Source organism: Streptomyces spiralis, from assembly GCF_014654675.1.
GTDB classification, from domain to species: Bacteria; Actinomycetota; Actinomycetes; order Streptomycetales; family Streptomycetaceae; genus Streptomyces; species Streptomyces spiralis.
On the sequence record NZ_BNBC01000007.1, the window covers coordinates 24633 to 47861 of the forward strand.

Consider the following 23229-nt stretch of genomic DNA (forward strand, 5'->3'; position numbering starts at 1 on the left):
ACCCACCCTCACGGCCCCCGTCAGGGAATGAAGTGCGTTCGCACCCTTTCCTGCACCTCCGGTGGTGCTCCGACGTGGTCCAGGCCCAGGAGGGCCGCGCCCAGGACCGGGCGGGCGGTGACCACTTGGGGGGTGGCCTTCGGGGCGCGGGCGGTGAGGCGCGCGCGGATGCCGTCCTCCAACTGGGGGTGGCGGGCGGCCAGGACGCTGCCGCCCAGGAGGACCGGGGTCTCCTCGGTGAGGAGGTCCAGACGGGCCAGGGCGACCGTCGCCATGGTGACGACCTCCTCGGCCAGGCGCTCGACGATCGCGTGGGCGATCGGGTCGCCCTGCGCCGCCGTGGTGAACAGGACGGGAGTCAGCTCGTGACGTCGGTGCTCGTCGACGGTCTTCAGGTGGAGGGCCTCGATGAGGGCGTACATGGAGTCGAGGCCGAAGTGGGCGGGCAGGGTGCGGGCCAGGGCCGTGGGCTCGCCGCGGCCGTCCTCGGCGCGGGCGGCGTACCACAGGGCCTCCTCCGCCAGGCCCCAGCCGCCGCCCCAGTCGCCGGAGATGCGGCCGACCGCCGGGAAGCGGGCGGTGCCGCCGTCCGGGCGCATGCCGACGCAGTTGATGCCGGCGCCGCACACCACGGCGACGCCGCGGGGTTCGGCGACGCCGGCCCGCAGGATTGCGAACGTGTCGTTGCGGACCTCGACCGTCACGCCCCACGCACGCGCGTGCAGGGCCGCCGCCAGCTGTTCCTCCTCGACCGGCAGGTCCGCGTTGGCCAGGCAGGCCGAGACATGGGAGGCGGAGGTGACCCCCGCTGTCGCGCAGGCCTCTTCCACCGCCTGTGCGAGGCCGGCCACGGCCGCCTCGACGCCCACGGCCGGAGGTCTGAAGCCGCCGCCACGGGCCGTGGCGAGGACGGTTCCGTCGGCCGCCACGACCGCGACGTCGGTCTTGCTGTTGCCCGCGTCGATGGCGAGGACGCTTGCGGTCAGGCCCACGCGAGGTGCTCCCGGTTGTGTGCGATCAGCTGGTCGGTGAGGGTCTCGGCGTACGCGTACTGGCCGACGAGGGGATGCGAGAGCAGGGCGCGGAAGACGCGCTCGCGGCCGCCGCGCAGGGCCGCCTCCAGGGCCAGGTCCTCGTAGGTGGTGACGGCCGCCACCAGGCCCGCGTAGAGGGGGTCGAGCGGGGCGACGGGCAGCGGGCTCGCGCCCTTGGGGCCCACCGCCGCCTGGACCTCGATCACCGCGTCGTCCGGGAGGAAGGGCAGGGTGCCCTTGTTGTGGGTGTTGACCACCTGGTACGGGCTGCCTCCTCCGCCGAGCAGGGCCGCGGCCAGGTCGACGGCGGCCTCCGAGTAGTAGGCGCCGCCGCGCTTGGCGAGCAGCGCCGGCTTCTCGTGGAGGGACGGGTCGCCGTACATCTCGAGCAGTTGCTTCTCCATGGCGGACACTTCGGCGGCCCGGGAGGGCTTGGTGCGCAGTTCGTCCACGACCTGGTCGTGGGCGTAGTAGTAGCGCAGGTAGTAGGAGGGGACGACGCCGAGGCGGTCCAGGAGCGGGCGGGGCAGGTGGAGGTCGCCGGCGATGGTGTCGCCGTGTGCGGCCAGGAGGTCGGGCAGGACGTTCCTGCCCTCGGGGCCGTCCAGGCGTACGCCCGTCTCCCAGGTCAGGTGGTTCAGGCCGACGTGGTCGAGGTGGATGTCGGCGGGCGCGACGTCGAGCATCGCCGCGAACTTCCGCTGGAAGCCGATCGCCACGTTGCACAGGCCGACCGCGCGGTGGCCGGCCTGGAGCAGGGCGCGGGTGACGATGCCGACCGGGTTGGTGAAGTCGATGATCCAGGCGTTCGGGTTGGCGCGGCGGACTCGGTCGGCGATGTCCAGGACGACCGGGACCGTGCGCAGGGCCTTGGCCAGGCCGCCGGCGCCGGTCGTCTCCTGGCCGACGCAGCCGCACTCCAGGGGCCAGGTCTCGTCCTGCAGTCGGGCCGCCTGGCCGCCGACGCGGAGCTGGAGCAGGACGGCGTCGGCGCCGTCGACGGCCGCCTCCAGGTCGGAGGTGGTGACGATACGGCCGGGGTGGCCCTGGTGGGCGAAGATGCGCCGGGCCAGGCCGCCGACCAGCTCCAGGCGGTCCGTCGCCGGGTCGACGAGGACCAGTTCCTCGACGGGGAGGGTGTCCCTGAGCCGCGCGAATCCGTCGATGAGTTCGGGGGTGTAGGTCGAACCGCCGCCGACCACGGTGAGTTTCATCTGAGTCCCTCGGCTTTCTATCCCTTGACTCCGGTGAGCGTGACACCCTCGACGAACGCCTTCTGGGCGAAGAAGAACACGAGGATCACGGGGGCCATGACCAGCACAGTGGCGGCCATGGTGAGGTTCCAGTCGGTGTGGTGGGCGCCCTTGAACGACTCCAGTCCGTAGGAGAGGGTCCAGGCGCCCGGGTTCTCCGAGGCGTAGATCTGCGGGCCGAAGTAGTCGTTCCAGGCGTAGAAGAACTGGAAGAGGGCTACGGCCGCGAGGCCCGGTTTCGCCATGGGCAGCACGACCCTGATGAGGGTGCGCAGCTCGCCGCAGCCGTCGACCTTCGCCGCGTCCAGGTACTCGTTCGGGATCGTCGTCAGGAACTGCCGGAGCAGGAAGATGGAGAACGCGTCGCCGAACGCCATCGGGATGATCAGCGGCCACAGCGTGCCGGACAGGTCCAGCTGCTTGGCCCAGAACAGGTACATGGGGATGATGATCACCTGCGGGGGCAGCATCATCATCGAGATCACCAGCATGAGTGACAGGTTGCGGCCCCGGAAGCGGAACTTGGCGAGGGCGTACGCCACGGGGATCGAGGACGCGACCGTCAGGACCGTGCCGGCTCCGGCGTAGAGGAGGGTGTTCCGCCACCAGGTGAGGAAGCCCGGAGTGTGGAAGACCTTGCTGTAGTTGCCCCACTCCCAGGTGTGCGGGATCAGGTCGCGGCTGAGCGCCTGGCTGTCGCTCATCAGCGAGGTGAGCAGGACGAAGACGAAGGGGAGGATGAAGAAGAGCGCGGCCGCCACGCCGAGGGCGTGGACGGCGACCCATTCCAGGGCCGCTCTGCGGCGGGCCGTGCGTTCGGCCGGGGAGACGGGCGACTTCAGTTCGACCGGCTTGTCCAGTACCTGGGTCATCGTCAGTCACCTGCCTGGATCAGACCGCCCCGGCGCCGCATCAGGAACGCGGTGAACGCCATCGACAGGGCGAAGAGAACGAGGGCCACCACGCAGGCCGAGCCGTAGTCGAAGCGCTGGAAGCCGAGGTTGTACACGAGCTGGGGGAGGGTGAGCGTGGACTTGTCCGGGTAGCCCGGCTCGAACTGGGTGCCCGCGCCCTGGATCACGCCCGAGGCGACCTTTCCGGCGATCAGTGGCTGCGTGTAGTACTGCATCGTCTGGATCACCCCGGTGACCACCGCGAACATCACGATCGGAGAGATGTTGGGCAGGGTCACGTAGCGGAAGCGCTGCCAGGGCGAGGCGCCGTCGAGTTCGGCGGCCTCGTACTGCTCGGTGGGCACGTCGAGCAGCGCGGCCATGAAGATGACCATCAGGTCGCCGACGCCCCACAGGGCGAGCAGGGTCAGGGCCGGCTTGGACCAGGTGGGGTCGTTGAACCAGCCGGGAGCCGGGATGCCGGTCTTCTGCAGCAGGGAGTTGACCGGCCCCGTGCCCGGGTTGAGGAGGAAGGCGAACGCCATGGTCGCCGCGACCGGCGGGGCGAGGTAGGGCAGGTAGAAGAGGGTGCGGAAGACGCCCGTACCCGTCTTGATCTTCGTGATGAGCAGGCCGACGCCGAGCCCGAAGACGACCCGCAGGGTGACCATGACCAGGACCAGCCAGAGGGTGTTGCGCAGGGCCGGCCAGAACAGAGGGTAGTTCTGGAAGACGTACGTCCAGTTCTTCGTGCCGCTCCACGTCGGCGGCCTGAAGCCGTCGTAGTGCATGAACGAGAAGTAGACCGTCGAGATCAGCGGGTACGCGAAGAAGACGGCGAACCCGATCAGCCACGGCGACATGAAGGCGACGGTACGAAGCGCCGACCGGCGGCGCTTCGACGCCAGGGTGACCGTACTCATGGGCTACTTCGCCTGCGCGATGTCGGTGTCGATCTGCGCGGCCGTCTTCTTCAGACCGGCCTTCAGATCGGTGGCCTTGCCGCTCTCGTAGTCGTAGCCGAACTGCTGGATCGTCACCAGGTACTGGCCGCCGTTGATGGAGGCGGGCGTGGTGGTGGAGTTCGGGTCGGCCGCGATGTCCAGGAAGGTCTTGAAGCGCGGGTCGTACTTCAGCTTCGGGGACTTCAGGGCGGCCAGCGTCGACGGCACGTTGTGGATGTCGTTGGCGAAGCCGACGACCGCGTCGGTGTTCGTGGTGATGTACTTGACGAACTCCCAGGCCGCGTTCTGCTTGTGGCTGGTGGCGGCGATGCCCGCGATGGTGCCGGTGATGTAGCCCTTGCCGTACTGGCTCACCTGGTCGTCGGGGACGGGCAGCGGGGCCACGCCGATCTCGAACTTCGGCTTGGCGTCCACCGCCATGCCCAGCCGCCATTCGCCGTCGAGCTGCATGGCGACCTGACCGGTGTGGAAGGGGTGCTTGGGGCCCCACTCGTCACCGAGGGTGGCCCGGAACTTCTCCAGCCTCTGGAATCCGCCCAGTTCGTCGACCAGCTTCTTCTGGAGGGTGAAGCCCTTTTCGAAAGCGGGGTCCTTGGCCAGGTTCGACTTCCCGCTCGCGTCGAAGTACGTCGGGGAGAACTGCGCGAAGTAGTGCTCGGTCGTCGACTCCCAGCCGTGGTAGTCCGGCATGAACCCGAGCTGCCGGTAGCCGTCCCCGTCGGGGACCGTGAGCTTCTTGGCGTCCGCCTCGAATTCCGACCAGGTCTTCGGCGGGGCCTTGATACCGGCCTTCGCGAACGCGGTCTTGTTGTAGTAGAGGCCGTACGCGTCTCCCAGCAGCGGCACCGTGCAGCGGTTGCCGTCGAACTGCGTGTACTCGTTCATCGCCTTCGGGAACGTCGTCTCCGGGTCGATGTCCGACTTCCTGAAGAAGGGGTTGAGGTCCACCAGCGCGCCCGAGGAGCAGAACTTGCCCACGTTGTTGGTGGTGAAGGAGGAGATCACGTCCGGCGCCTTGTCGCCGCCGGTGCGCAGGGCCTGGTTGATCTTGTCGTCGGTCATGTTGCCGACGACGTTGACGTGGATGTTGGGGTGCGCCTTCTCGAAGCCGGCGATCAGGGACTTGACGGCCTCCACCTCGTTCGGCGCGCTCCAGGCGTGCCAGAAGTTGATCGTGGTGTCCTTCGAGGCGTCGTCGTCCGCGCCGCTGTTCGACTGGCCGGTGCAGGCGGTGGCGAGGAGGGCGAGGGAGGCGGTGAGGGAGGCAGTGAGGACGAAAGCCGCTTTTCGGGCAGCCGATGGTGCGGATGCGGGCATGGCGGGGTCTCCCAGGGACGGGGATGGGTGAGAGAGGTGGAGAGAGGAGAGGGGGCGGGCTCAGCGGGAGGTGTCGAAGACCTCGTCGCGGGTGACGGCGAGCGCGCTCTCCAGCGCGCCACGCAGCACGGGGTGCTCGCGGACGTCGCCGACCACCAGGTGCGGCCGGGAGGCGGCCAGCTCCTCCAGCTCGGCCTGGACGAGGGCGCGCAGCACCTCGCCGCCGGCGGTCAGCGAGGCGCCGCTGAGCACGACGAGTTCGGGGTCGAGGACGGAGACGAGGGAGGCCAGACCGGTGGCGAGCCGGGTCGCGTACGTCGTCAGGAGCGTGCGGTGGGGGCCGGTGGCGTGGTCGGCGGCGCGGGCGACGAGCGCGGCGGCTGCCTCGGCGTACGGCCCGCCGGGCACGTCCTCGATGCCGAGCTCCCGGGCCAGCCTCGGCAGGGCCTGGGAGCCGGCCAGCTCCTGGTAGCCGCCGCTGTTGGCCCGGGTGACCTGGCGGACCAGCGGGGTGCCGGGCACCGGCAGGAAGCCGACCTCGCCGGCACCGCCGGTCCAGCCGCGGTGCAGCCGGCCGCCGAGGACCAGGGCGGCGCCGAGGCCCCCCTCGTTCCACAGCAGTACGAAGTCCCGGTGGCCGCGGGCGGCGCCGAGGCGCTGCTCGGCGACGGCGACGAGGTTGACGTCGTTCTCGTACTCCACCGGCATCGGCAGGGCGGCGGCGAGTTCGCCGAGGATCGTCGGGGAGTGCCAGCCGGGCAGATGGGAGGCGTAGCGCAGACGGCCGGTGTTGGGGTCGAAGGCGCCCGGGGTGCCGATGACCAGCCGGTGGACGTCGTCGCGGGCCAGCCCGGCCGCCTTCACCGCGCCGTCGAGGGCGTCGGTGACCTGCCGTACGACGGGCTGGGACCGATGGCGGCCCGGGGTCGGCAGCTCGTACTCGCCGACCGTACGGCCGGTGATGTCGGCGACGGCGGCGCGGATGCGCTGCGGGGTGACGTCGAGGCCCGCGGCGTACGCGGCGGCCGGGTTGACCGCGTAGAGCTGGGCGTTGGGGCCCGGACGCCCCTCGCTCGTCCCCGTGGCGAGGACCAGTCCGGCGGCCTCCAGCCTGGCCAGGAGCTGCGAGGCGGTCGGCTTGGACAGGCCGGTGAGCTTGCCGATCCGGGTGCGCGACAGCGGCCCGTGCTCCAGCAGCAGGTCGAGGGCGGCCCGGTCGTTCATGGCGCGCAGGACGCGCGGGGTGCCCGGCGTACCGGCGGTTCCTGCCATGCGTCTCGCCTCCTGCCCTCGGACTGCTCGGCTTCCTGGCCTTCCCACATGATCGCCCACAATCCGCAGGGGGTGCGAGATCGCCGCGGAAGATCACTGTTAGGAAAGTTTCCTGTTCGCGATGGAAGGAAACTAGGGCCGACGTGAAGGGGGCGTCAAGAGAGCACGCCCCCGAGGCAACGGAGTCGTTACCTGCGGGGGCGTGCGGGGCGGGACGTGCGCGGCGGGGTGCGCGGCGCGGGGGTGTGCGCCCGGAGGCGAGTGCGGGCCGGCCGCCGGGCCGGGTGGCCCGGGGCCGGTGGGGCTACTTGCCGGTCGGGCGCTGCGAGGGAGTGACCGGCGTCGCCGCCTGCACCTGCGGGGAGGCGGCGTTGGAGTACACCGACGGGGCCGCGACCGAGGCCATCGGGTCGGGCGCCGTCTCCTCCTCCGCCGGGGCCGTGGCGCCGCCCACGATACGGATGTCGGCCTCGTCGAAGGCGCGCTTGATGCGCCAGCGCAGCTCACGCTCGACGGTCACCGACTTGCCCGGCATGGTCTTGGCCGAGACCCGGACCACCATCGAGTCGATCAGCACGCTGTCCAGGCCCAGCACCTCGATCGGGCTCCACAGGAGCTCGTTCCAGGGCTCCTCCTTGCTCATCTTCTCGGCGACCTCGGTCAGGGTGGCCTTGAGTTTGTCCAGGTCCTCGCTCGCCCGGACGGTCACGTCGACGCCGGCCGTCGCCCAGCCCTGGGAGAGGTTGCCGATCCGCTTGACCTCGCCGTTGCGGACGTACCAGATCTCACCGTTGTCGCCGCGCAGCTTGGTCACGCGCAGGCCGACCTCGATCACCTCGCCGGAGGCGACGCCCGCGTCGATCGTGTCGCCGACGCCGTACTGGTCCTCCAGGATCATGAAGACTCCGGAGAGGAAGTCCGTGACCAGGTTGCGGGCGCCGAAACCGACCGCCACGCCCGCCACACCGGCGGACGCCAGCAGCGGGGCCAGGTTGATCTGGAACGTGGCCAGGACCATCAGCGCGGCCGTGCCCAGGATCAGAAAGCTCGCCACCGAGCGCAGCACCGAGCCGATCGCCGCGGAGCGCTGCCGCCGCCGCTCGGCGTTGACCAGCAGGCCGCCCAGCGAGGTGCCGCCCAGCGCGGTGCCGCCCGTCTGCTGGGCCGTGCGGGTCATGCGGTCGATGAGCTTGGTGATCGCCCGCCGGACCACCACCCTCAGCACGCCGGCTATCACCAGGATCAGCACGACCCGGAGGCCGATCGCCAGCCAGGTGGACCAGTTCTGCTCGACCCAGCTCGCGGCCTGGTTCGCGCTCTGCTGGGCGTCCTGGAGCGTGGGGACCGTCACGTTCGGCGACTCCGAGGGAGACGGCGACGGCGACGGACCGGCGGCCAGTAGGACGGCGGGCAAGGACACGGCAGGTACCTCCAGGTGCGTCCACCCTCCGGCGTGGCGGTCAATATCGTCACGATCACGAAGAGGTCACCGGACGGGCAGAGCCACCACACTAACGGGGCACGGTGTGTGGATTGCCGCGATGGACGAAGGAGATACGGCTGCGGAACGGTGACCACCCGCCTCACCAGGCCGTGTGAACGGCCCGTGATCCGGGGGATGAATCAGGTGTGGTCGAAAACACTCCCAGCCCGTTACCGGGACATGGTGGCGCGTTCACCAGGCATGAGGGGAGACTGACTGCAGATCGTCCCGGCGCGAGCCACGCGCCGCCGGCGTACAAGGAGGCCCCCGTGCCGCATGTCCTGGTCCTCAACGCGTCGTACGAGCCCCTCGGCGTCGTACCGCTCCGCCGCGCGCTCGTCCTCGTGCTCGAGAACAAGGCAGTCTGCCTCGAGGAGTCCGGCGCCCATATGCACAGCGCGTCCCTCACCGTCCCCGCACCCAGCGTGGTCCGGCTCAAGCGCTTCGTCCGGGTTCCCTATCGGGGACCCGTTCCGCTGACGAGGCGAGCGCTCTTCGCCCGCGACGGCGGCCGCTGCATGTACTGCGGCGGCGTGGCCACCAGCGTCGACCACGTCATCCCGCGCTCGCGCGGTGGCCGGCACGCCTGGGACAACGTGGTGGCCTCATGCCGCCGCTGCAATCACGTCAAGGCCGACCGCCACCTCGTCGAGCTGGGCTGGCGCCTGCGCCACGCACCCGCTCCGCCCACCGGTCTGGCCTGGCGCATCATCGGCACCGGTCATAGGGACCCGCGCTGGCTGCCCTACCTGCAGCCGTACGGCGCGGACGACGCCCTGGCCCGGATCGACGGCATCTCCGCCTGACGATCCGGGCCTTCGTCGCGCCGGGGACCTGCCGGACAGGCCCAGGTCCTGTCCGGCAGACACCCCTGGGGGGCGTCTCGTCGATCAGGCCGGATCGACGAGACACGCCCTAGGCGTACCGCAGCTCCCCCGGCCGTACCGAGCGCCGCAGCAGCGGCAGGGAGGCCGTGGCGGCCAGCAGACAGGCGGCGTACACACCGGCCGGGACCAGCAGGGCCGTGTACGGCACCGACCAGCCGGTGGAGCCGTCGGACGCCACCCGGGCGTAGGCGATGCCGATCGCCGACCCTCCCGCGCCCGCCACCAGGGTGGCCGGGGCCAGCGGCAGCGCGGTCTCCAGCAGCAGTGCGCGGGCGAGCACCGCCCGCGGCACCCCGGCGGCGACCTGGGCGGCCAGGCCCCGGCGCCGGGTGGCGAGGGACTCGGCGGTGCCGACGGCGAGCGCGACGAGGACGAACACCAGGGCGAGCCCGATCGCCGCGGCCGTCAGGTTCACGCCGGTGGTGTAGAAGGCCGTGTCCGCAGCGAGCGAGCCCTGGCGGCGCCTGTCCTCCAGGTCGGCCAGCAGCACCTGCCGTACCCCCACGAACCCGGTTCCGACGACCGTCACCAGCAGCACCGCCGCATGCGCGCGGGCCGCCGCCCACGGGTCGTCCCGCAGCCGCTCGGCCGCGATCAGCACCGCGGGAGAGCCGGTCCGGGCCGCGAGCAGCCGCCCGGTCAGCCCGGACAGGGTGCCCATGAGCCACACCGTGCCCACACCGACCGCCAGCAGCGCCGCGAACACCACGAGCGGCCCGAGGTCATGGCGCGATCCGGTGGTACCGGCGGACGTACTGGCCACGGCGAGCGGCGCCGCCACGACCACGACCAGCAGCGCGCCGAGGAACGTCAGCCCCGGCCCCCGCCCGGTCCGGGGCCGGCTGCGCCGCACCCATCCGAGCGGCGAGGTCATCACCCGGCGCAGCGCCAGCACTCCGGCCGCCGTGCCCAGCACCGGCACGCCCACCGCGACCAGCGCGGTCCCGGCCCAGGCCAGGGCCGGCGGCCGCTGCCACACACCCAGCAGTACCGGCACCGCGACCGAGGTGGCGAGCACCGAGCCCAGCAGACAGGCCAGGCCCGTCTCCAGTGCGACGATCCGCCGGACCCGGCCCGGCTCCGTGCCCGCCAGCCGCAGTGCGGCCGCGCGCCGGTCCCGGTGCACCGCGCCGATCCGGGTGCACTGGCCGAGGAAGCCGAGCACCGGAACCAGCAGGAGCGACAGCGCGACGATCACCCCGGAGCGCTCGCCGGGGTCGTCCAGCAGGCCGTGGCCGAAGGAGAAGGAGTAGTGCCCGCGCACCGAGGCGAGCGCGGCCGCCGCCAGTCCCAGCCCCGTCGCGCACATCGCCCCCACCGCCGTGAGAGCGATCCGCCACCACTCCTGCCGGTCGGATCCCCGTACGAGCAGCCAGGCCAGCCGCAGATCGGTCCTCACGCGTGCACCTCCAGCCCCGCCGTCACGCCGTCCTGCGTCACGCCGTCCTGGAGCCGCACCTCACGGTCCGCGTACGCCGCCACCTGGGCGTCGTGCGTGACCACCAGCACCGCGGCGCCCGTCTCCCGGGCCGTGCGCACCAGCGCCGCCATCACCTGCTCGCTCGCCAGCGAGTCCAGCGCCCCCGTCGGCTCGTCCGCGAGGACGACCCTCGGGCCGGTCACCAGCGCCCGCGCCAGCGCCACCCGCTGCGCCTGGCCGCCGCTCAGCTCCCCGGGCCGCAGTCCCCGCTGTTCCCCCGCGCCGAACCGTTCCAGCCAGTCGGCCGCCCGTTCCTGGGCCGCCCCCCGCGCGGTCCCGGCCAGCATCAGTGGCAGTGCCACGTTGTCCAGGGCCGTCAGCTCCGGGATCAGCTGGCCGAACTGGAACACCACACCGAACTCGGTGCGGCGCAGCTCGCTCAGCCGCCGCTCGGGCAGGGTGTCGACGCGCTCCCCGGCGTACGTCACCGAGCCCTCGTCGGGGGAGGCGATGCCCGCCAGGCAGTGCAGCAGCGTGGACTTCCCGCTGCCGCTCGGGCCGGTCACGGCGACGATCTCGCCCGCGCCGAGGTCCAGGCCGGCCCCGCGCAGCGCCGGGGTCCTGCCGTGCGCCTTGACGAGGTCACGGGCCACCACAAGGGGTTCCGGTCGATTGCTCATGCTCGGTCGGCCTCCACGGTCACAGCGGTCAGAGTGGTGAGCCGGGCCTGGGTGGTGGTCATCCAGCGCAGGTCGGCGTCGAGGTGGTTGAGGGCGTAGTCCGCGGCCAGCACGGTCGCCAGTTCGGTGCCCGGAGCGGTCTTGAGCGTGGTCAGTTCGCGCATCCGTTCCATGTGGGCGGCGCGCTGCGCGAGCAGATGGGAGGCCGGGTCGCCGTCGGTGAGGATCGCGACGACGACCTTGGCGAAGATCTCGTTCGTCACGTACGGCGCGGGCGGGGTGACCTGTCCGGCCCAGTCGGTCGCCTCCCGGGCGCCGTCCTCTGTGAGGCGGTACAGCGTCCGCTCCGGTCCGCCGTCGGCGTCCGTGCCGGCCACCTCCGCGAGACCGTCGCGGACCAGCCGTTGCAAGGTCGTGTACACCTGCCCGTAGGCCAGCGGACGGGCCTGCGGGAAGTGCTCGTCGTGGCGTCGCTTGAGGTCGTAGCCATGGCTCGGACCTTTGGCGAGCAGGCCCAGCAGGATGTGTCGGGTGCTCATGGAGATCAGTATGTACTGCATACATGTACTGAGTGAATAGTGGCGGACGGAAAACCAGCCGAAAACCCGGAAGGTACTGAGGGAACTCCCGTGCCGCGTGCCGCGTACGCCTCAGTCCGCCACCGCGTACGCCTCCACCGACCACAGGGAATAGCCGTACGCGGTGGCCCGCTTCTGGCCCTGGACGCGGACGAAGCGCACGTCCCGCTCGTCCATCCGCACCGTCTCCCGGCCGCCCCGGCCGTCCGTCACCGAGGCGGCGGTGCGCCAGCGGCGGCCGTCCGCGGAGACCTGGATCCGGTAGGCCGACGCGTACGCGTCCTGCCAGTGCAGGACCACCTGGCCCAGCCGTACCGGACGGGCCAGCTCCACCTGCCACCAGGCGCCGTCGTCGACGGGGGACGACCAACGGGTCCCCGGGTCGCCGTCGTTGGCGGCGGACGCCGGGAAGTCGGGCGTCTCGTCACCGGACGAACGCGCGGTTCCGGTACGGGCCACGTCGGCCCCGGCGGTGCGCGGGAAGGCGCGGACGGTGAGCGTGCGGGTGACTCCGGCGAAGGTGACGCGGACGTCGTAGGACCGGGTGGGCGCGGTGGGTGGCACGGTCACCTCGACGGGTACGTCGACCTCGGTGCCGCGCGGCACCGTCAGCGCGGCGGCCGGGACGTGGACCTCGATGCCGCCGGGAGCCTCCACGGTGACCTTGCCGTGCACGTCCGCGGGTCCGTGCGCGGCCAGCCGGGCGGTCAGCCGCTCGGTGCCGCCGATCTCCGCGTCCGTCCGCGGGCGCGGCAGCTCCAGACCGGCGGCGGGCGTGTCGGCGAACCACGGGACCACATGACGGACCCGGGAGGGCGCGGGGCCGGTGACGCGGACGGCGTCGACGGGCGTGCCCGCGGCCGGGCCGGCGACGGCCGGCGGACGCGTCCACGCGCCCGAGACCGGGCCCGAGGACGGCGGCCGGGGCGGCCAGAGGGCCGGCGGTCGCGTCGTCGTGCCGGTGGGTGCGCTGCCGCCGGTGGCCGGGAGCTGTCCGACCGTCAGTTCCGTGGCGCCCTGGTCCGCCAGCGCCCCGACGCGCTGCCAGCCCCTTCCGGGGACGTGCGCCTCGACGGTCCCGCCGGTCCCGGGGTCCGTCAGCACGGTCACGGCGCTGAGGGGATGGGGGCGCGGCAGCCGCACCACCGCGGAGCCGTCCTCGCTCCGGGCCCGGTCGCCGGCGGCCGTCTGCCCGGTCAGGCCCGCCCAGGCCTCGTACGCCTGCCGCGCCCGGTCGAGGAAGGGATCCAGCACGCCCTTGCCGACGGTCACCCCGGCGCGCCCGGCCTCGTCCCGCAGCCGGCCGAGCGTGCGGTACGCCGCCCAGGCGCCGGCCGCGTCGCCCGTGCGCTGGGCGCGCAGCATGTCGAGCGCGGCCGTGCCCGCCGCGCCGTAGCGGGCCAACTGCTCCGACCACGGGGCGACTTCCGTGGCGAGGCCGTGGTCGGCGGCGAGCGCGCCGGGTGTCCGGCCCATCTCGGTGAAGGCGGTGCGCAGCCGCTCCTCGGCGGCCTCGTTCGCCGCGCGGTCCGTCGTCGTGCGCGCCCGCCACAGGGCCGCGATCAGCGGGCGCAGATACGCCGACTCGGTGCCGCCGAGGACGGAGGAGGCGTCGTTCCCGGCCAGCGCCGACAGGGCCCGCTCCCGCCGTGCGTCGCCCGCCGCGAGGTCGGTGATCGCCGCCCGCCAGGACTCCTCCGGGCGGTAGTCGCGCGGGTTCCAGGCATAGTCGGCCGCGGTGAACAGCGGGATGCGGGAGGCCTCGGCCTGCTGCATGGCGTTGGCGAGCAGGGCGGCCGAGCCGTTCGCGACCGCCGGTTCCCGGCCGGTGTAGGGGCCGAGGAAGATCCGGTCCTCGGCGTAGTCGTTCACCGGGTAGTTGTCCATGGTCACCAGCGGATGCCCGAACGCCTCGCGGGCCTCGGCGAGTTCGCCGCCCGTGATGGTCCGGGGCACCACGCCCACCCCCGTCCAGGCCACCTGCACCGACTCGTCCAGCTCGCCCGCCAGCGCCTGCCGGTAGGGGGTGGTGCCGTCCTCGTAGAACTCCGTCGGCATCAACGACAGCGGTACGGCGCCCGGATGGCGCTCCGTCAGGTGCCGGGCCACCGCGTTCGCGACGCGCGCCTGGGCCCGCGCCGCCGCCTCGGGGCCGGACCCGAACCGGTCCGGGTCCGCGCCGCAGTGCCACTCGCTGTAGCTGACGTCCTGGAACTGCAGCTGGAAGGCCCGGAACCCCAGCGCCCACATCGCGTCCAGCTTGCGCGTGAGCGCCTGCACGTCGGCGTCGGAGGCGAAGCACAGGGACTGGCCGGGCGCCACCGCCCAGGCGAGCGTGACGTGGTTGCGGCGCGCCCGCTCGGCCAGCTCGCGGAAGGCCGCCCGCTGCGCCGCCGGGTACGGCTCACGCCAGCGGTCCTGGCGGTAGGGGTCGTCGCCGGGGGCGTACAGGTAGCGGTTCTGCTTGGTGCGTCCCATGAAGTCCAGCTGCGCGAGCCGCTGTTCGTGCGTCCACGGGGTGCCGTAGAAGCCCTCGGTGGTGCCGCGCACGGCGGTGCCGGGCCAGTCCCGGACCGAGACGCCGGGGATCGTGCCGTCGGCGCGGACCAGCTGCCGCAGCGTCTGCACGGCGTGGAACAGGCCGTCCTCGCCGGCGCCGGTGAGGGTCACGGCGGCGGCGCCGCTCCCGGTGGACGCGTGAGCGCGGTCGTGGCCGACGGTGAGGAGGTAGCCGCCGGCGGGCAGTGCACGGTGCGGATCGCCGTGCGGCCGCTCGGTGCCGGCCCGGACCACCAGGGCCCCCGCCGGGACCGGGTCCGCCGCGCCGAGGTCCGTGACCGTCCGGGCCCCGGCCCCGCGCAGCAGCGCGCGCAGCGCGTCGAGGGCGTACGGGTCCGCCGTCGGATCGGCGACCAGGGCGACCCGGTCGGTGACCGTGACCGCCCCGCCGGTGGAGCGCAGGGACTGGGGGCGGGGCCAGACGGCGACGCCCTGGGAGGCGGAGACGGGGGAGGCGCTCGGGCCGGTGCCGGTTCCCACGCTGGTGCCGGTGTCCGGGGTGGTGCCGGTGTCGGGGCTGGTGCCCGGGGCCGGTGGCGCCGCGACGGCCGCCGGCGCGGCCGTGAGGGTCCCGGCGACGACGGCGAACGCGAGTGCGACCGCCCCCTTTCCGCGCCGAACCTGCACGGCCCCTCCTTCGTCGCTCGGATTCCCACGGCGGTGTCGAGGAGCACCGAGCCCACCACTCGGCGGGGACGGGTGTCAATGAGAGTGGCCGCTGTGCCGAGTTTGCCCCACCCTGGAGAAAGCGGAATGTGACCCACGGCATGTCGTCCGGCGTTGTACGTCTGCCGTCGCGTGCACTGGGTAGGGCTGCGGTAATCCGCACTGTGCCGCACTCGACGAGGAGACCACCGTGTCCGCACCCGCTCACCTTCTGCTCCCGGCCCTGTCCGACACGGCCCTGTCCAAACCCTCGGCGGAACCGGTCCCGTACCCGGTGCCGGCCGCCGACGACGCCCACCTGGACGTGTTCAGCGCGGAGGGCGCCCGCGCCGAGCCGCCGCTGACCAGCGAGCCGCCGCTGCCCGACGCCGAGCCGCTGACCAGCGAACCGCCGCTCGCCGAGGCCGCTCCTCTGACCAGCGAGTCCGCCGCCGACCCGGACCCCAGCGGCGCGGAGTACTAGGAGTTGCGGGAGTTATGGATGACTGCGCCACGGTCGGCCGAACCTCCGGACGATGAGCTGACCCGGCTCGCCGTGCTGCACGGCGTCGCCACCTCCTACAGCCCCTCGCCGGGCCGTACGGTGGCCGCCTCCGCCGCCGCGGTCGTCGCGGCCCTGGCCGCCCTGGACGTCGACGCGAGCACGCCCGAGGCCACCCGCGCCGCACTCACCGCCCGCGAGGGGCACCTGGCGCAGCGACTGCTCCCGCCCACGGTGGTCTGCTGGAACGACGACGGGCCCGGGAGCCGGGACACGGACGTCCCCGGCGGCCACGACACGGGCGACATCGGCGACACCGGCGACCTGGACCGTGAGGCCGGCGCACGGTACCGGGGCACCCAGGGCCGTGACACGGGCGCGTCGGATCGCGGGACGGGCGTACAAGAAGCGGACGTAAGTTCGACAGCCAGGCGCCCGGACAAGGGCTCGCCCGGCCGGGAGACGAGCCTTGCCGCCGTTCTCTCCGGGCTGCCGCCCGGGACCCGGTTGCGCGTCGAGACCGAGCAGGGCGAGACCCGCTCCACGGTGGACCGCGACCTGCCACCGGGCGTCCACCGGCTGACCGCCACCGCCCCCGACGGCCGTACCGGCGAGGCCCATCTGATCGTCGCCCCGCCCCGGCTGCCCACCCCCTCCGGACGCACCTACGGGCTGCTCGTCCAGCTGTACTCCCTCCTCTCCCACCGCTCCTGGGGCATGGGCGACCTCGGCGACCTGGCCGAGCTGAGCGCCTGGGCGGGACGTTCGCTGGGCGCCGGGTTCGTCCAGGTCAACCCGCTGCACGCGGGCGTGCCCGGCGCGCCCACCGACCCCTCCCCCTACCGGCCCTCCTCGCGCCGCTTCCCGGACCCCGTGCACCTGCGCGTCGAGGACGTCCCCGAGTTCGCCTACGTCACGGACGACGCCGACCGCGAGCGCCTGCGCGCCCTGCTGGAGCGGGCCGAGCGGCTGCGCGCCGCCGTCCTCGGCAAGGGAGCCCTGATCGACCGGGACGCGGTGTGGGAACTGAAGCGCGAGGCACTGGAACCGGTGCTCCGGGTGCCGCTCGGCCCCGGCCGCCGTGCCGCCTACGCCGACTTCCTCGCCCGGGAGGGCCAGGCCCTGGAGGACCACGCCACCTGGTGCGCCCTGGCGGAGGTGCACGGCTCGGACTGGAGCCGGTGGCCCGAGGGCCTGAGGGATCCGCGCTCCGCCGAGACCGCGCGCGCCCGCGCCGCACTCATGGACCGCGTCGACTTCCATTCGCGCCTCGCCTGGCTCACCGACGCACAGCTCGCCGCCGCCCAGCGCACCGCCCGCGAGTCCGGCATGCCGATCGGGATCGTGCACGACCTCGCCGTCGGCGTGCACCCCGGCGGCGCCGACGCCTGGGCGCAGCAGGACCACTTCGCGGCCGGCATGTCGGTCGGCGCCCCACCGGACGCCTTCAACGCGCGCGGCCAGGACTGGGGCCTGCCCCCCTGGCGCCCCGACCGCCTCGCCGGATCCGGCTACGCGCCCTTCCGCCGTCTGCTGCGCGCCCTCTTCCACTACGCGGGCGCCCTGCGCATCGACCATGTGATGGGCCTGTTCCGGCTGTGGTGGGTGCCGCAGGGCCGCCCGCCCACGGAGGGCACGTACGTCCGCTACGACGCCGAGGCCATGCTCGCGATCCTGGTGCTGGAGGCCGCGCGGGCGGGCTCCGTGGTGATCGGCGAGGACCTGGGCACCGTCGAGCCCGGCGTGCGCGAAGCCCTGGACCGGCGCGGAGTGCTCGGCACGTCCGTGCTGTGGTTCGAACGGGACTGGGAGGGCGACGGCCGCCCGCTGCCGCCCGAACGCTGGCGGGCCGACTGCCTGGCCACCGCCACCACCCACGACCTGCCGTCCACCGCCGCCCGCCTCACCGGCGAGCACGTCGAGCTGCGCCACCGCCTCGGCCTGCTCACCCGCCCGCTGGAGCAGGAGCGCGCGGAGGCCGCCGCGGACACCGGCGAGTGGCTGGCGCTGCTGGCCGCACTGGGGCTGCTGCGGGGCACGGGCGGCGGCCACTGCGCGGCCGACGAGGAGGCGGAGATCCAGGCCGTCCACCGGTTCCTGCTGCGCACCCCCGCGCGCATGATCGGCCTCTGGCTGCCGGACACCGTCGGCGACCGCCGCCCGCAGAACCTCCCCGGCACCTGGGACCAGTACCCGAACTGGCGTCTGCCCGTCGCCGACGCCGAGGGCCGCCCGCTGACCCTGGAGGACCTGGCCGCCTCCCCCCGCCTGCACGCGCTGACGGACGTGCTGCGCGCGGGGGTGCGGGGAGAGGAGACGGGAGGAGCGGGAGGAGCAGGGGAAGAAGACCGTGCGCGGGCGGGCGGCGGGGACTCACGGAGCGGCGCATAGGGCACCCCGGACGCGCGCCGCGTTCCGGCGTTCGCTACGTTGGCACCGTGGACAAGAAGAACGCCCTGCGCGCCGGCACCCTGGCGGCCGGTACGACGCTGATGATGCTGCTCATGTCGTCCCCCGCGCTCGCGGTGGCCCGCGACGACGGTGACGACCCCGGCCCGGGGCTGAGCGTCGCCGAGACGCTGGGCATCTTCGTCGGTATCCCGCTCGTGCTGTTCCTGGTCATCGCCGGCCTGGTCATGGCCCTGGACAAGTCCCGCAAGCCGGAGACCGGCCACGACGTGAACGTCCGGGCCAAGGCCTGACCGAGGACCCACCGGGTTCCGCGCCTCTTACGCTTCTCCGCTTCTTCGCCGAGGGCGCCCGCCCCGCCGTACGTACGCATCGCCGTACGTCGGCGAGGAGGGCGCCCTCGGCGCGTTTCCGGGAGCGTGCGCCCCTCAGGGGCGCGCCGCGGTCAGGTACCGCTGCACCGTGGGCGCCAGCCAGGCGACGATGTCCTCGCGTGCCAGGGCGGTGACGGCCGGAAGCCGCAGCACGTAGCGGGTGAGGGCGAGCCCCAGCAGTTGCGAGACGACCAGCGCGGCCCGCTCGGGCACCTGCCCGGGATCCGGGCACACCGCTTCCGCGACCGGCAGCAGCTGGTCCTTGAACACCTTCTGCAACCGCTCGGCGCCGGCCGGATTGGTGACGCCGACGCGCAGGATCGCCGTGAGTTCCCCGTTCTCCTCCCACATCCGCAGGAAGTGCGAGACCAGCGCCCGGCCGACCTCCTCGCGGGGCAGCGAGGCGACGTCCGGCAGGCGCAGGTCGGGGGAGACGACCGCCGCGAACAGGCCCTCCTTGTTGCCGTAGTACCGCATGACCATCGACGGGTCGATCTTCGCGTCCCTGGCGATCGCCCGGATGGTGGCCCGTTCGTACCCGTCGGCGGCGAACCGTGCGCGGGCGGCTTCGAGGATGGCGGTACGGGTGGCGTCGGAGCGGCGCGACGGGTTCACAGGCATGCCAACGAGCGTAGGCCAACATTCGTGGGCCAACAAGTGTTGACCGTCGCGGGGTGCCGGGCCTACTGTTGCCTACAAGCGTTGACCTACAAGCGTTGGCCAACGAGCGTTGACATGCAGGAGGCCACCATGACCGGCACCAAGGGAAACACCGCCCCCACCGTCATCGTCGTCGGCGCCGGCCCCACCGGGCTCCTCCTGGCGGGCGACCTCGCCACCGCCGGTGTCCGCGTCACCCTCGTCGAGAAGCGCCCGCACCGGATCAGCAACCTCTCCCGCGCCTTCGTCCTGCACGCCCGCAGCCTCGAGCAACTGGACGCCCGCCCGTCGCCCACCACCACCCTCAACGGACGCGCTTCGCGCGCACCTCTTTCGCGGAGCCTGGCCGACGACCTGGAGGCCGTCGGCCGTCCCCTCGGCCGGCTGCGGCTCTTCGGCCGGCTCTCCATCGACCTCACCGCCCTGCCCTCCCGGTTCAACCATGTGCTCGTCCTCCCGCAGTACGAGGTGGAGGAGGTCCTGGAGCGGCGCGCGGTCAAGGCCGGCGTGGACTTCCGCCACGAGACCGAGGTGACCGGGCTGACCCAGGACGCGGACGGCGTCACGGTCGAGGTCCAGGGGCCCGACGGACGCACCGAGCCGCTGCGGGCGGCGTACGTCGTCGGCGCGGACGGGATGCGCAGCCGGGTGCGCGAGGCGATCGGACTGCCGTTCCCGGGGCACTCGGTGATCCGTTCCGTGGTGCTCGCGGACGTGCGGCTCGCCGAGCCGCCCGAGACCCTGCTGACCGTGAACGCCGCCGGGGACGCCTTCGCGTTCCTCGCGCCCTTCGGCGACGGCTACCACCGCGTGATCTGCTGGCACCGCGGCCGGAACGTCCCCGACCACGCGCCCGTCGACCTCGACGAGGTCAGGGAGATCACCCGGCTCGCCCTCGGCCGCGACTTCGGCATGCACGACGCCCGCTGGATCTCCCGCTTCCACAGCGACGAGCGCCAGGCCCCCGCCTACCGGGTCGGCCGGGTCTTCCTCGCCGGCGACGCCGCCCACGTCCACAGCCCGGCCGGCGGCCAGGGCATGAACACCGGCCTCCAGGACGCGGCCAACCTCGGCTGGAAGCTGGTCCAGGTCGTCACCGGCCACGCCTCCGAGGCGCTCCTCGACACCTACCAGGCCGAACGCCACCCGGTCGGCAGGGCCGTCCTGCGCAGCAGCGGCGGCATCGTCCGCCTCGCCATGGCCAAGCGCCCCTGGACCCTGGCCCTGCGGGCCGCCCTGGTCACCTTCCTCGGCATCTGCGGCCCGGCTCGTCGCAAGGCGGCCGGCCAGATCACCGGCGTCGGGTTCCACTACGCGGCCCCGCGCGGCTCCCACCGCCTCGTCGGCGCCCGCGTCCCGGACCTCGCCCTCGCCGACGGCGGCCGGCTCTACGAGGCCCTGCGCGGCGGCCGGTTCGTGCTGGTGGGGCCGCGGGCCCACGAGGTCGGGCCGGAGCGCGCCGCCCGGCTGACCGCGGCGCGCTGGGCGAGCGACCGCCGCACCACCCTGCTGGTCCGCCCCGACGGCTACGTGGCCTGGGCCGCGGACTCGGCCGACGACGACGCGATCGAGGCCGCGCTCGCCACCCACGTGGGCTGAAGTGCCGTACGGCGAGGGGCGGTACGCCGAGGGGCGCCCGGTGCTCGACCGGGCGCCCCTCGGCGCCGTACGTACAGATACCCGCAGCGCCGGGCGTCAGCCGGCCGCGGCGTCCGCCGCCTGGGCCTTCAGCGCCCGCTCGACGCCCGCCCGCGACTCCGACACCAGCCGGCGCAGGGCCGCGTTCGGCTCGGCGGAGGCCAGCCACTCGTCGGTCCTGCGCAGAGTGTCCTCGGACACCTGGATCGCCGGGTAGAAGCCGACCGCGATCTGCTGGGCGATCTCGTGCGAGCGGGCGTCCCAGATGTCCTTGACCACCTCGAAGTACCGCTCGGTGTACGACGCCAGCAGCTCGCGCTGGTCGGTCTGGACGAAGCCCGCGATGACCGCTTCCTGGACGGCGTTCGGCAGCTTGTCGGAGTCGATGACCGACGCCCAGGCGTCCGCCTTGGCCTCCGGCGTCGGGCGGGCCGCCCGCGCGGTGGCCGCGTGCCGCTCGCCGGCCGCGGTCTTGTCCCGGGCGTACTCGCCCGCGATCTCCGGCTCGTCGAACCGGCCGACCGCCGCCAGCCGCTCCACGAACGCCCAGCGCAGCTCGGTGTCCACCGCCAGGCCCTCGATCGACTGCGAGCCGTCCAGCAGGCCCTCCAGCAGGTCCAGCTGCTCCGGCGTGCGGGCCGTCGCCGCGAAGGCGCGCGCCCACGCCAGCTGGTGGTCGCCGCCGCCCTCGGCCGCACGCAGATGGGCCAGCGTGGCCTCCGTCCAGCGGGCGAGCAGGGCGTCGCGGGCGGCCGGGTCGGCGTACAGCTCGATCGCCAGCTTCACCTGGCGGTGCAGCGACTGCACCACGCCGATGTCCGACTCCTTGCCGATCCCGGACAGCACCAGCGACAGGTAGTCGCGGGTGGCCAGCTCCGCGTCCCGGGTCATGTCCCAGGCCGACGCCCAGCACAGCGCGCGCGGCAACGACGACGCGAAGTCGCCCAGGTGCTCGGTGACGAAGGCCAGCGACTGCTCGTCCAGGCGGACCTTGGCGTACGACAGGTCGTCGTCGTTGAGCAGGACCACCGCCGGGCGGCGCCGGCCGGCCAGCTGCGGCACGGCGGTGAGCTCGCCGTCCACGTCCAGCTCGATCCGGCCGTCGGCGGCGCGCACCAGCTTGCCGCTCGCCTCGTCGAGGTCGTACAGGCCGACCGCGATGCGGTGCGGACGCAGCACGGGCTCGCCCTTGGCGCCGGCGGGCAGGGCGGGGGCCTCCTGGCGGATGGCGAAGGAGGTGATGACGCCGTCGGCGTCGGTCTCGATCTCCGGCCGCAGCACATTGATCCCGGCCGTCTCCAGCCACTTCTTCGACCAGGTCTTCAGGTCGCGGCCGGAGGTCTCCTCCAGGGCGCCCAGCAGGTCGCTCAGGCGCGTGTTGCCGTAGGCGTGCCGCTTGAAGTACGCCTGCACGCCCCGGAAGAACTCGTCCATCCCGACATACGCCACCAGCTGCTTGAGCACGCTGGCGCCCTTGGCGTAGGTGATGCCGTCGAAGTTGACGAGGACGTCGTCCAGGTCGCGGATCTCCGCCATGATCGGGTGCGTGGACGGCAGTTGGTCCTGCCGGTACGCCCAGGTCTTCATGGAGTTGGCGAACGTCGTCCACGAGTGCGGCCAGCGCGAGCCCGGCGCATGCGCCTGGCAGGCGATGGAGGTGTAGGTGGCGAACGACTCGTTCAGCCACAGGTCGTTCCACCACTCCATGGTGACCAGGTCGCCGAACCACATGTGGGCCAGCTCGTGCAGGATCGTCTCCGCGCGCATCTCGTACGCCGCGTCGGTCACCTTGGACCGGAAGACGTACTGGTCGCGGATGGTGACCGCGCCCGCGTTCTCCATCGCGCCCGCGTTGAACTCCGGCACGAACAGCTGGTCGTACTTCTCGAACGGGTAGGCGAAGTCGAACTTCTCCTGGAACCAGTCGAAGCCCTGCCGGGTGACCTCGAAGATCGCGTCCGCGTCGAGGAACTCGGCGAGCGAGGGCCGGCAGTAGATACCGAGCCGCACCGACTGCCCGTCCTTCTCGTACACGCTGTGCACCGAGTGGTACGGGCCGACGATCAGCGCCGTGATGTACGTCGAGATGCGCGGCGTCGGCTCGAACACCCAGACGTTGTCCCGGGGCTCGGGGGTCGGCGAGTTCGACACGACCGTCCAGCCCTCGGGGGCCCGCACGGTGAACTGGAAGGTGGCCTTCAGGTCCGGCTGCTCGAAGGAGGCGAAGACGCGGCGGGCGTCGGGCACCTCGAACTGCGTGTACAGGTACGCCTGGTCGTCCACGGGGTCGACGAAGCGGTGCAGGCCCTCACCGGTGTTGGTGTACGCGCAGTCGGCGACGACCCGCAGGATGTTGCGGCCCTGGAGCAGACCCGGCAGCGCGATCCGGGAGTCCTTGAAGACCTCGTCCGGGTCGAGCGTGTCGCCGTTGAGGGTCACCTCGTGGACGGTCGGCGCGACCAGGTCGATGAAGGAGGCGCCGCCGTTCTCGGCGACGTCGAAGCGCACCGTGGTCACGGACCGGTAGGTGCCGCCCTCCTGCGCGCCGGAGAGGTCGAGATCGACCTCGTACGAGTCAACGGTGAGCAGCTTCGCCCGCTGCTGCGCCTCTTCGCGAGTCAGGTTTGTGCCAGGCACGCGGTCATCTCCCTCGTGGTGTG

The 23229-nt window shown here is 73.0% G+C and carries 18 protein-coding genes; 5 read left to right on the plus strand and 13 right to left on the minus strand.

What is annotated here, in order from left to right; all coding sequences use genetic code 11:
* Positions 1 to 20: 20 nt before the first annotated feature.
* From IE318_RS09845 to IE318_RS09875, 7 genes are all read right to left on the minus strand, one after another.
* On the minus strand, positions 21 to 992 hold the full coding sequence (locus IE318_RS09845; protein WP_189898718.1) for an N-acetylglucosamine kinase: 972 nt from the start codon (positions 990 to 992) through the stop codon (positions 21 to 23).
* Positions 983 to 2248, minus strand: a complete 1266-nt coding sequence (locus tag IE318_RS09850) for a 6-phospho-beta-glucosidase (protein ID WP_189898721.1) — start codon at positions 2246 to 2248, stop codon at positions 983 to 985. The genes IE318_RS09845 and IE318_RS09850 overlap by 10 nt, the downstream gene beginning before the upstream one ends.
* Before the next feature lie 17 nt (positions 2249 to 2265).
* Positions 2266 to 3159 (minus strand): carbohydrate ABC transporter permease, encoded by an 894-nt coding sequence (locus IE318_RS09855; protein ID WP_030171137.1) that lies wholly within the window; start codon positions 3157 to 3159, stop codon positions 2266 to 2268.
* Positions 3160 to 3161: 2 nt separating this feature from the next.
* Positions 3162 to 4103, minus strand: a complete 942-nt coding sequence (locus IE318_RS09860) for a carbohydrate ABC transporter permease (protein ID WP_189898723.1) — start codon at positions 4101 to 4103, stop codon at positions 3162 to 3164.
* A 3-nt stretch (positions 4104 to 4106) separates the two neighbouring features.
* A complete protein-coding gene (locus IE318_RS09865) occupies positions 4107 to 5462 on the minus strand; it encodes an ABC transporter substrate-binding protein (RefSeq protein WP_189898725.1) in 1356 nt (451 codons plus the stop codon).
* A 60-nt stretch (positions 5463 to 5522) separates the two neighbouring features.
* A complete protein-coding gene (locus IE318_RS09870; RefSeq protein ID WP_189898727.1) occupies positions 5523 to 6734 on the minus strand; it encodes an ROK family transcriptional regulator in 1212 nt (403 codons plus the stop codon).
* A 304-nt stretch (positions 6735 to 7038) separates the two neighbouring features.
* Positions 7039 to 8154, minus strand: coding sequence for a mechanosensitive ion channel family protein (locus IE318_RS09875; RefSeq protein ID WP_189898729.1), 1116 nt, complete (start codon positions 8152 to 8154; stop codon positions 7039 to 7041).
* A 332-nt stretch (positions 8155 to 8486) separates the two neighbouring features.
* On the opposite strand from IE318_RS09875, the gene IE318_RS09880 reads away from it, so the two are divergent.
* A complete protein-coding gene (locus IE318_RS09880) occupies positions 8487 to 9023 on the plus strand; it encodes an HNH endonuclease (protein WP_030171153.1) in 537 nt (178 codons plus the stop codon).
* 109 nt (positions 9024 to 9132) lie between these two features.
* Here the strand turns inward: IE318_RS09880 and IE318_RS09885 are convergent, their stop codons facing one another.
* The 4 genes from IE318_RS09885 to IE318_RS09900 all read right to left on the minus strand — a co-directional run bounded on the left by IE318_RS09885 (position 9133) and on the right by IE318_RS09900 (position 14968).
* Positions 9133 to 10503 (minus strand): FtsX-like permease family protein, encoded by a 1371-nt coding sequence (locus tag IE318_RS09885; RefSeq protein ID WP_189898731.1) that lies wholly within the window; start codon positions 10501 to 10503, stop codon positions 9133 to 9135.
* Positions 10500 to 11204, minus strand: coding sequence for an ABC transporter ATP-binding protein (locus tag IE318_RS09890; RefSeq protein WP_189898734.1), 705 nt, complete (start codon positions 11202 to 11204; stop codon positions 10500 to 10502). Before IE318_RS09890 ends, IE318_RS09885 begins: the two co-directional genes overlap by 4 nt.
* Positions 11201 to 11743: a PadR family transcriptional regulator gene (locus IE318_RS09895; protein WP_189898736.1), complete on the minus strand. Its 543-nt coding sequence runs from the start codon at positions 11741 to 11743 to the stop codon at positions 11201 to 11203. The genes IE318_RS09890 and IE318_RS09895 overlap by 4 nt, the downstream gene beginning before the upstream one ends.
* A 111-nt stretch (positions 11744 to 11854) precedes the next feature.
* On the minus strand, positions 11855 to 14968 hold the full coding sequence (locus tag IE318_RS09900) for a glycoside hydrolase family 84 protein (RefSeq protein ID WP_189898738.1): 3114 nt from the start codon (positions 14966 to 14968) through the stop codon (positions 11855 to 11857).
* A 229-nt stretch (positions 14969 to 15197) separates the two neighbouring features.
* On the opposite strand from IE318_RS09900, the gene IE318_RS09905 reads away from it, so the two are divergent.
* From IE318_RS09905 to IE318_RS09915, 3 genes are read left to right on the plus strand one after another with little or no spacing between them, the layout of a single operon-like run.
* The gene (locus IE318_RS09905) at positions 15198 to 15470 is read left to right on the plus strand and encodes a hypothetical protein (protein ID WP_030171171.1); all 273 of its coding nucleotides are present in this window, start codon (positions 15198 to 15200) and stop codon (positions 15468 to 15470) included.
* Positions 15471 to 15488: 18 nt separating this feature from the next.
* On the plus strand, positions 15489 to 17879 hold the full coding sequence (gene malQ / locus IE318_RS09910) for a 4-alpha-glucanotransferase (protein ID WP_189898740.1): 2391 nt from the start codon (positions 15489 to 15491) through the stop codon (positions 17877 to 17879).
* Between the two features lie 47 nt (positions 17880 to 17926).
* The gene (locus IE318_RS09915; protein WP_030171179.1) at positions 17927 to 18190 is read left to right on the plus strand and encodes a hypothetical protein; all 264 of its coding nucleotides are present in this window, start codon (positions 17927 to 17929) and stop codon (positions 18188 to 18190) included.
* Positions 18191 to 18325: 135 nt separating this feature from the next.
* On the opposite strand, the gene IE318_RS09920 is transcribed toward IE318_RS09915, so the two are convergent.
* Entirely contained in the window at positions 18326 to 18892 is a 567-nt protein-coding gene (locus tag IE318_RS09920) for a TetR/AcrR family transcriptional regulator (protein WP_189898743.1), read from the minus strand.
* 129 nt (positions 18893 to 19021) lie between these two features.
* Here IE318_RS09920 and IE318_RS09925 point away from each other — a divergent pair, with 129 nt between their 5' ends.
* Positions 19022 to 20530, plus strand: coding sequence for an FAD-dependent monooxygenase (locus IE318_RS09925; RefSeq protein ID WP_189898745.1), 1509 nt, complete (start codon positions 19022 to 19024; stop codon positions 20528 to 20530).
* Positions 20531 to 20626: 96 nt separating this feature from the next.
* Here IE318_RS09925 and pepN read toward each other — a convergent pair whose 3' ends face one another.
* Positions 20627 to 23206 (minus strand): aminopeptidase N, encoded by a 2580-nt coding sequence (gene pepN / locus IE318_RS09930; protein WP_189898747.1) that lies wholly within the window; start codon positions 23204 to 23206, stop codon positions 20627 to 20629.
* Positions 23207 to 23229 lie beyond the last annotated feature (23 nt).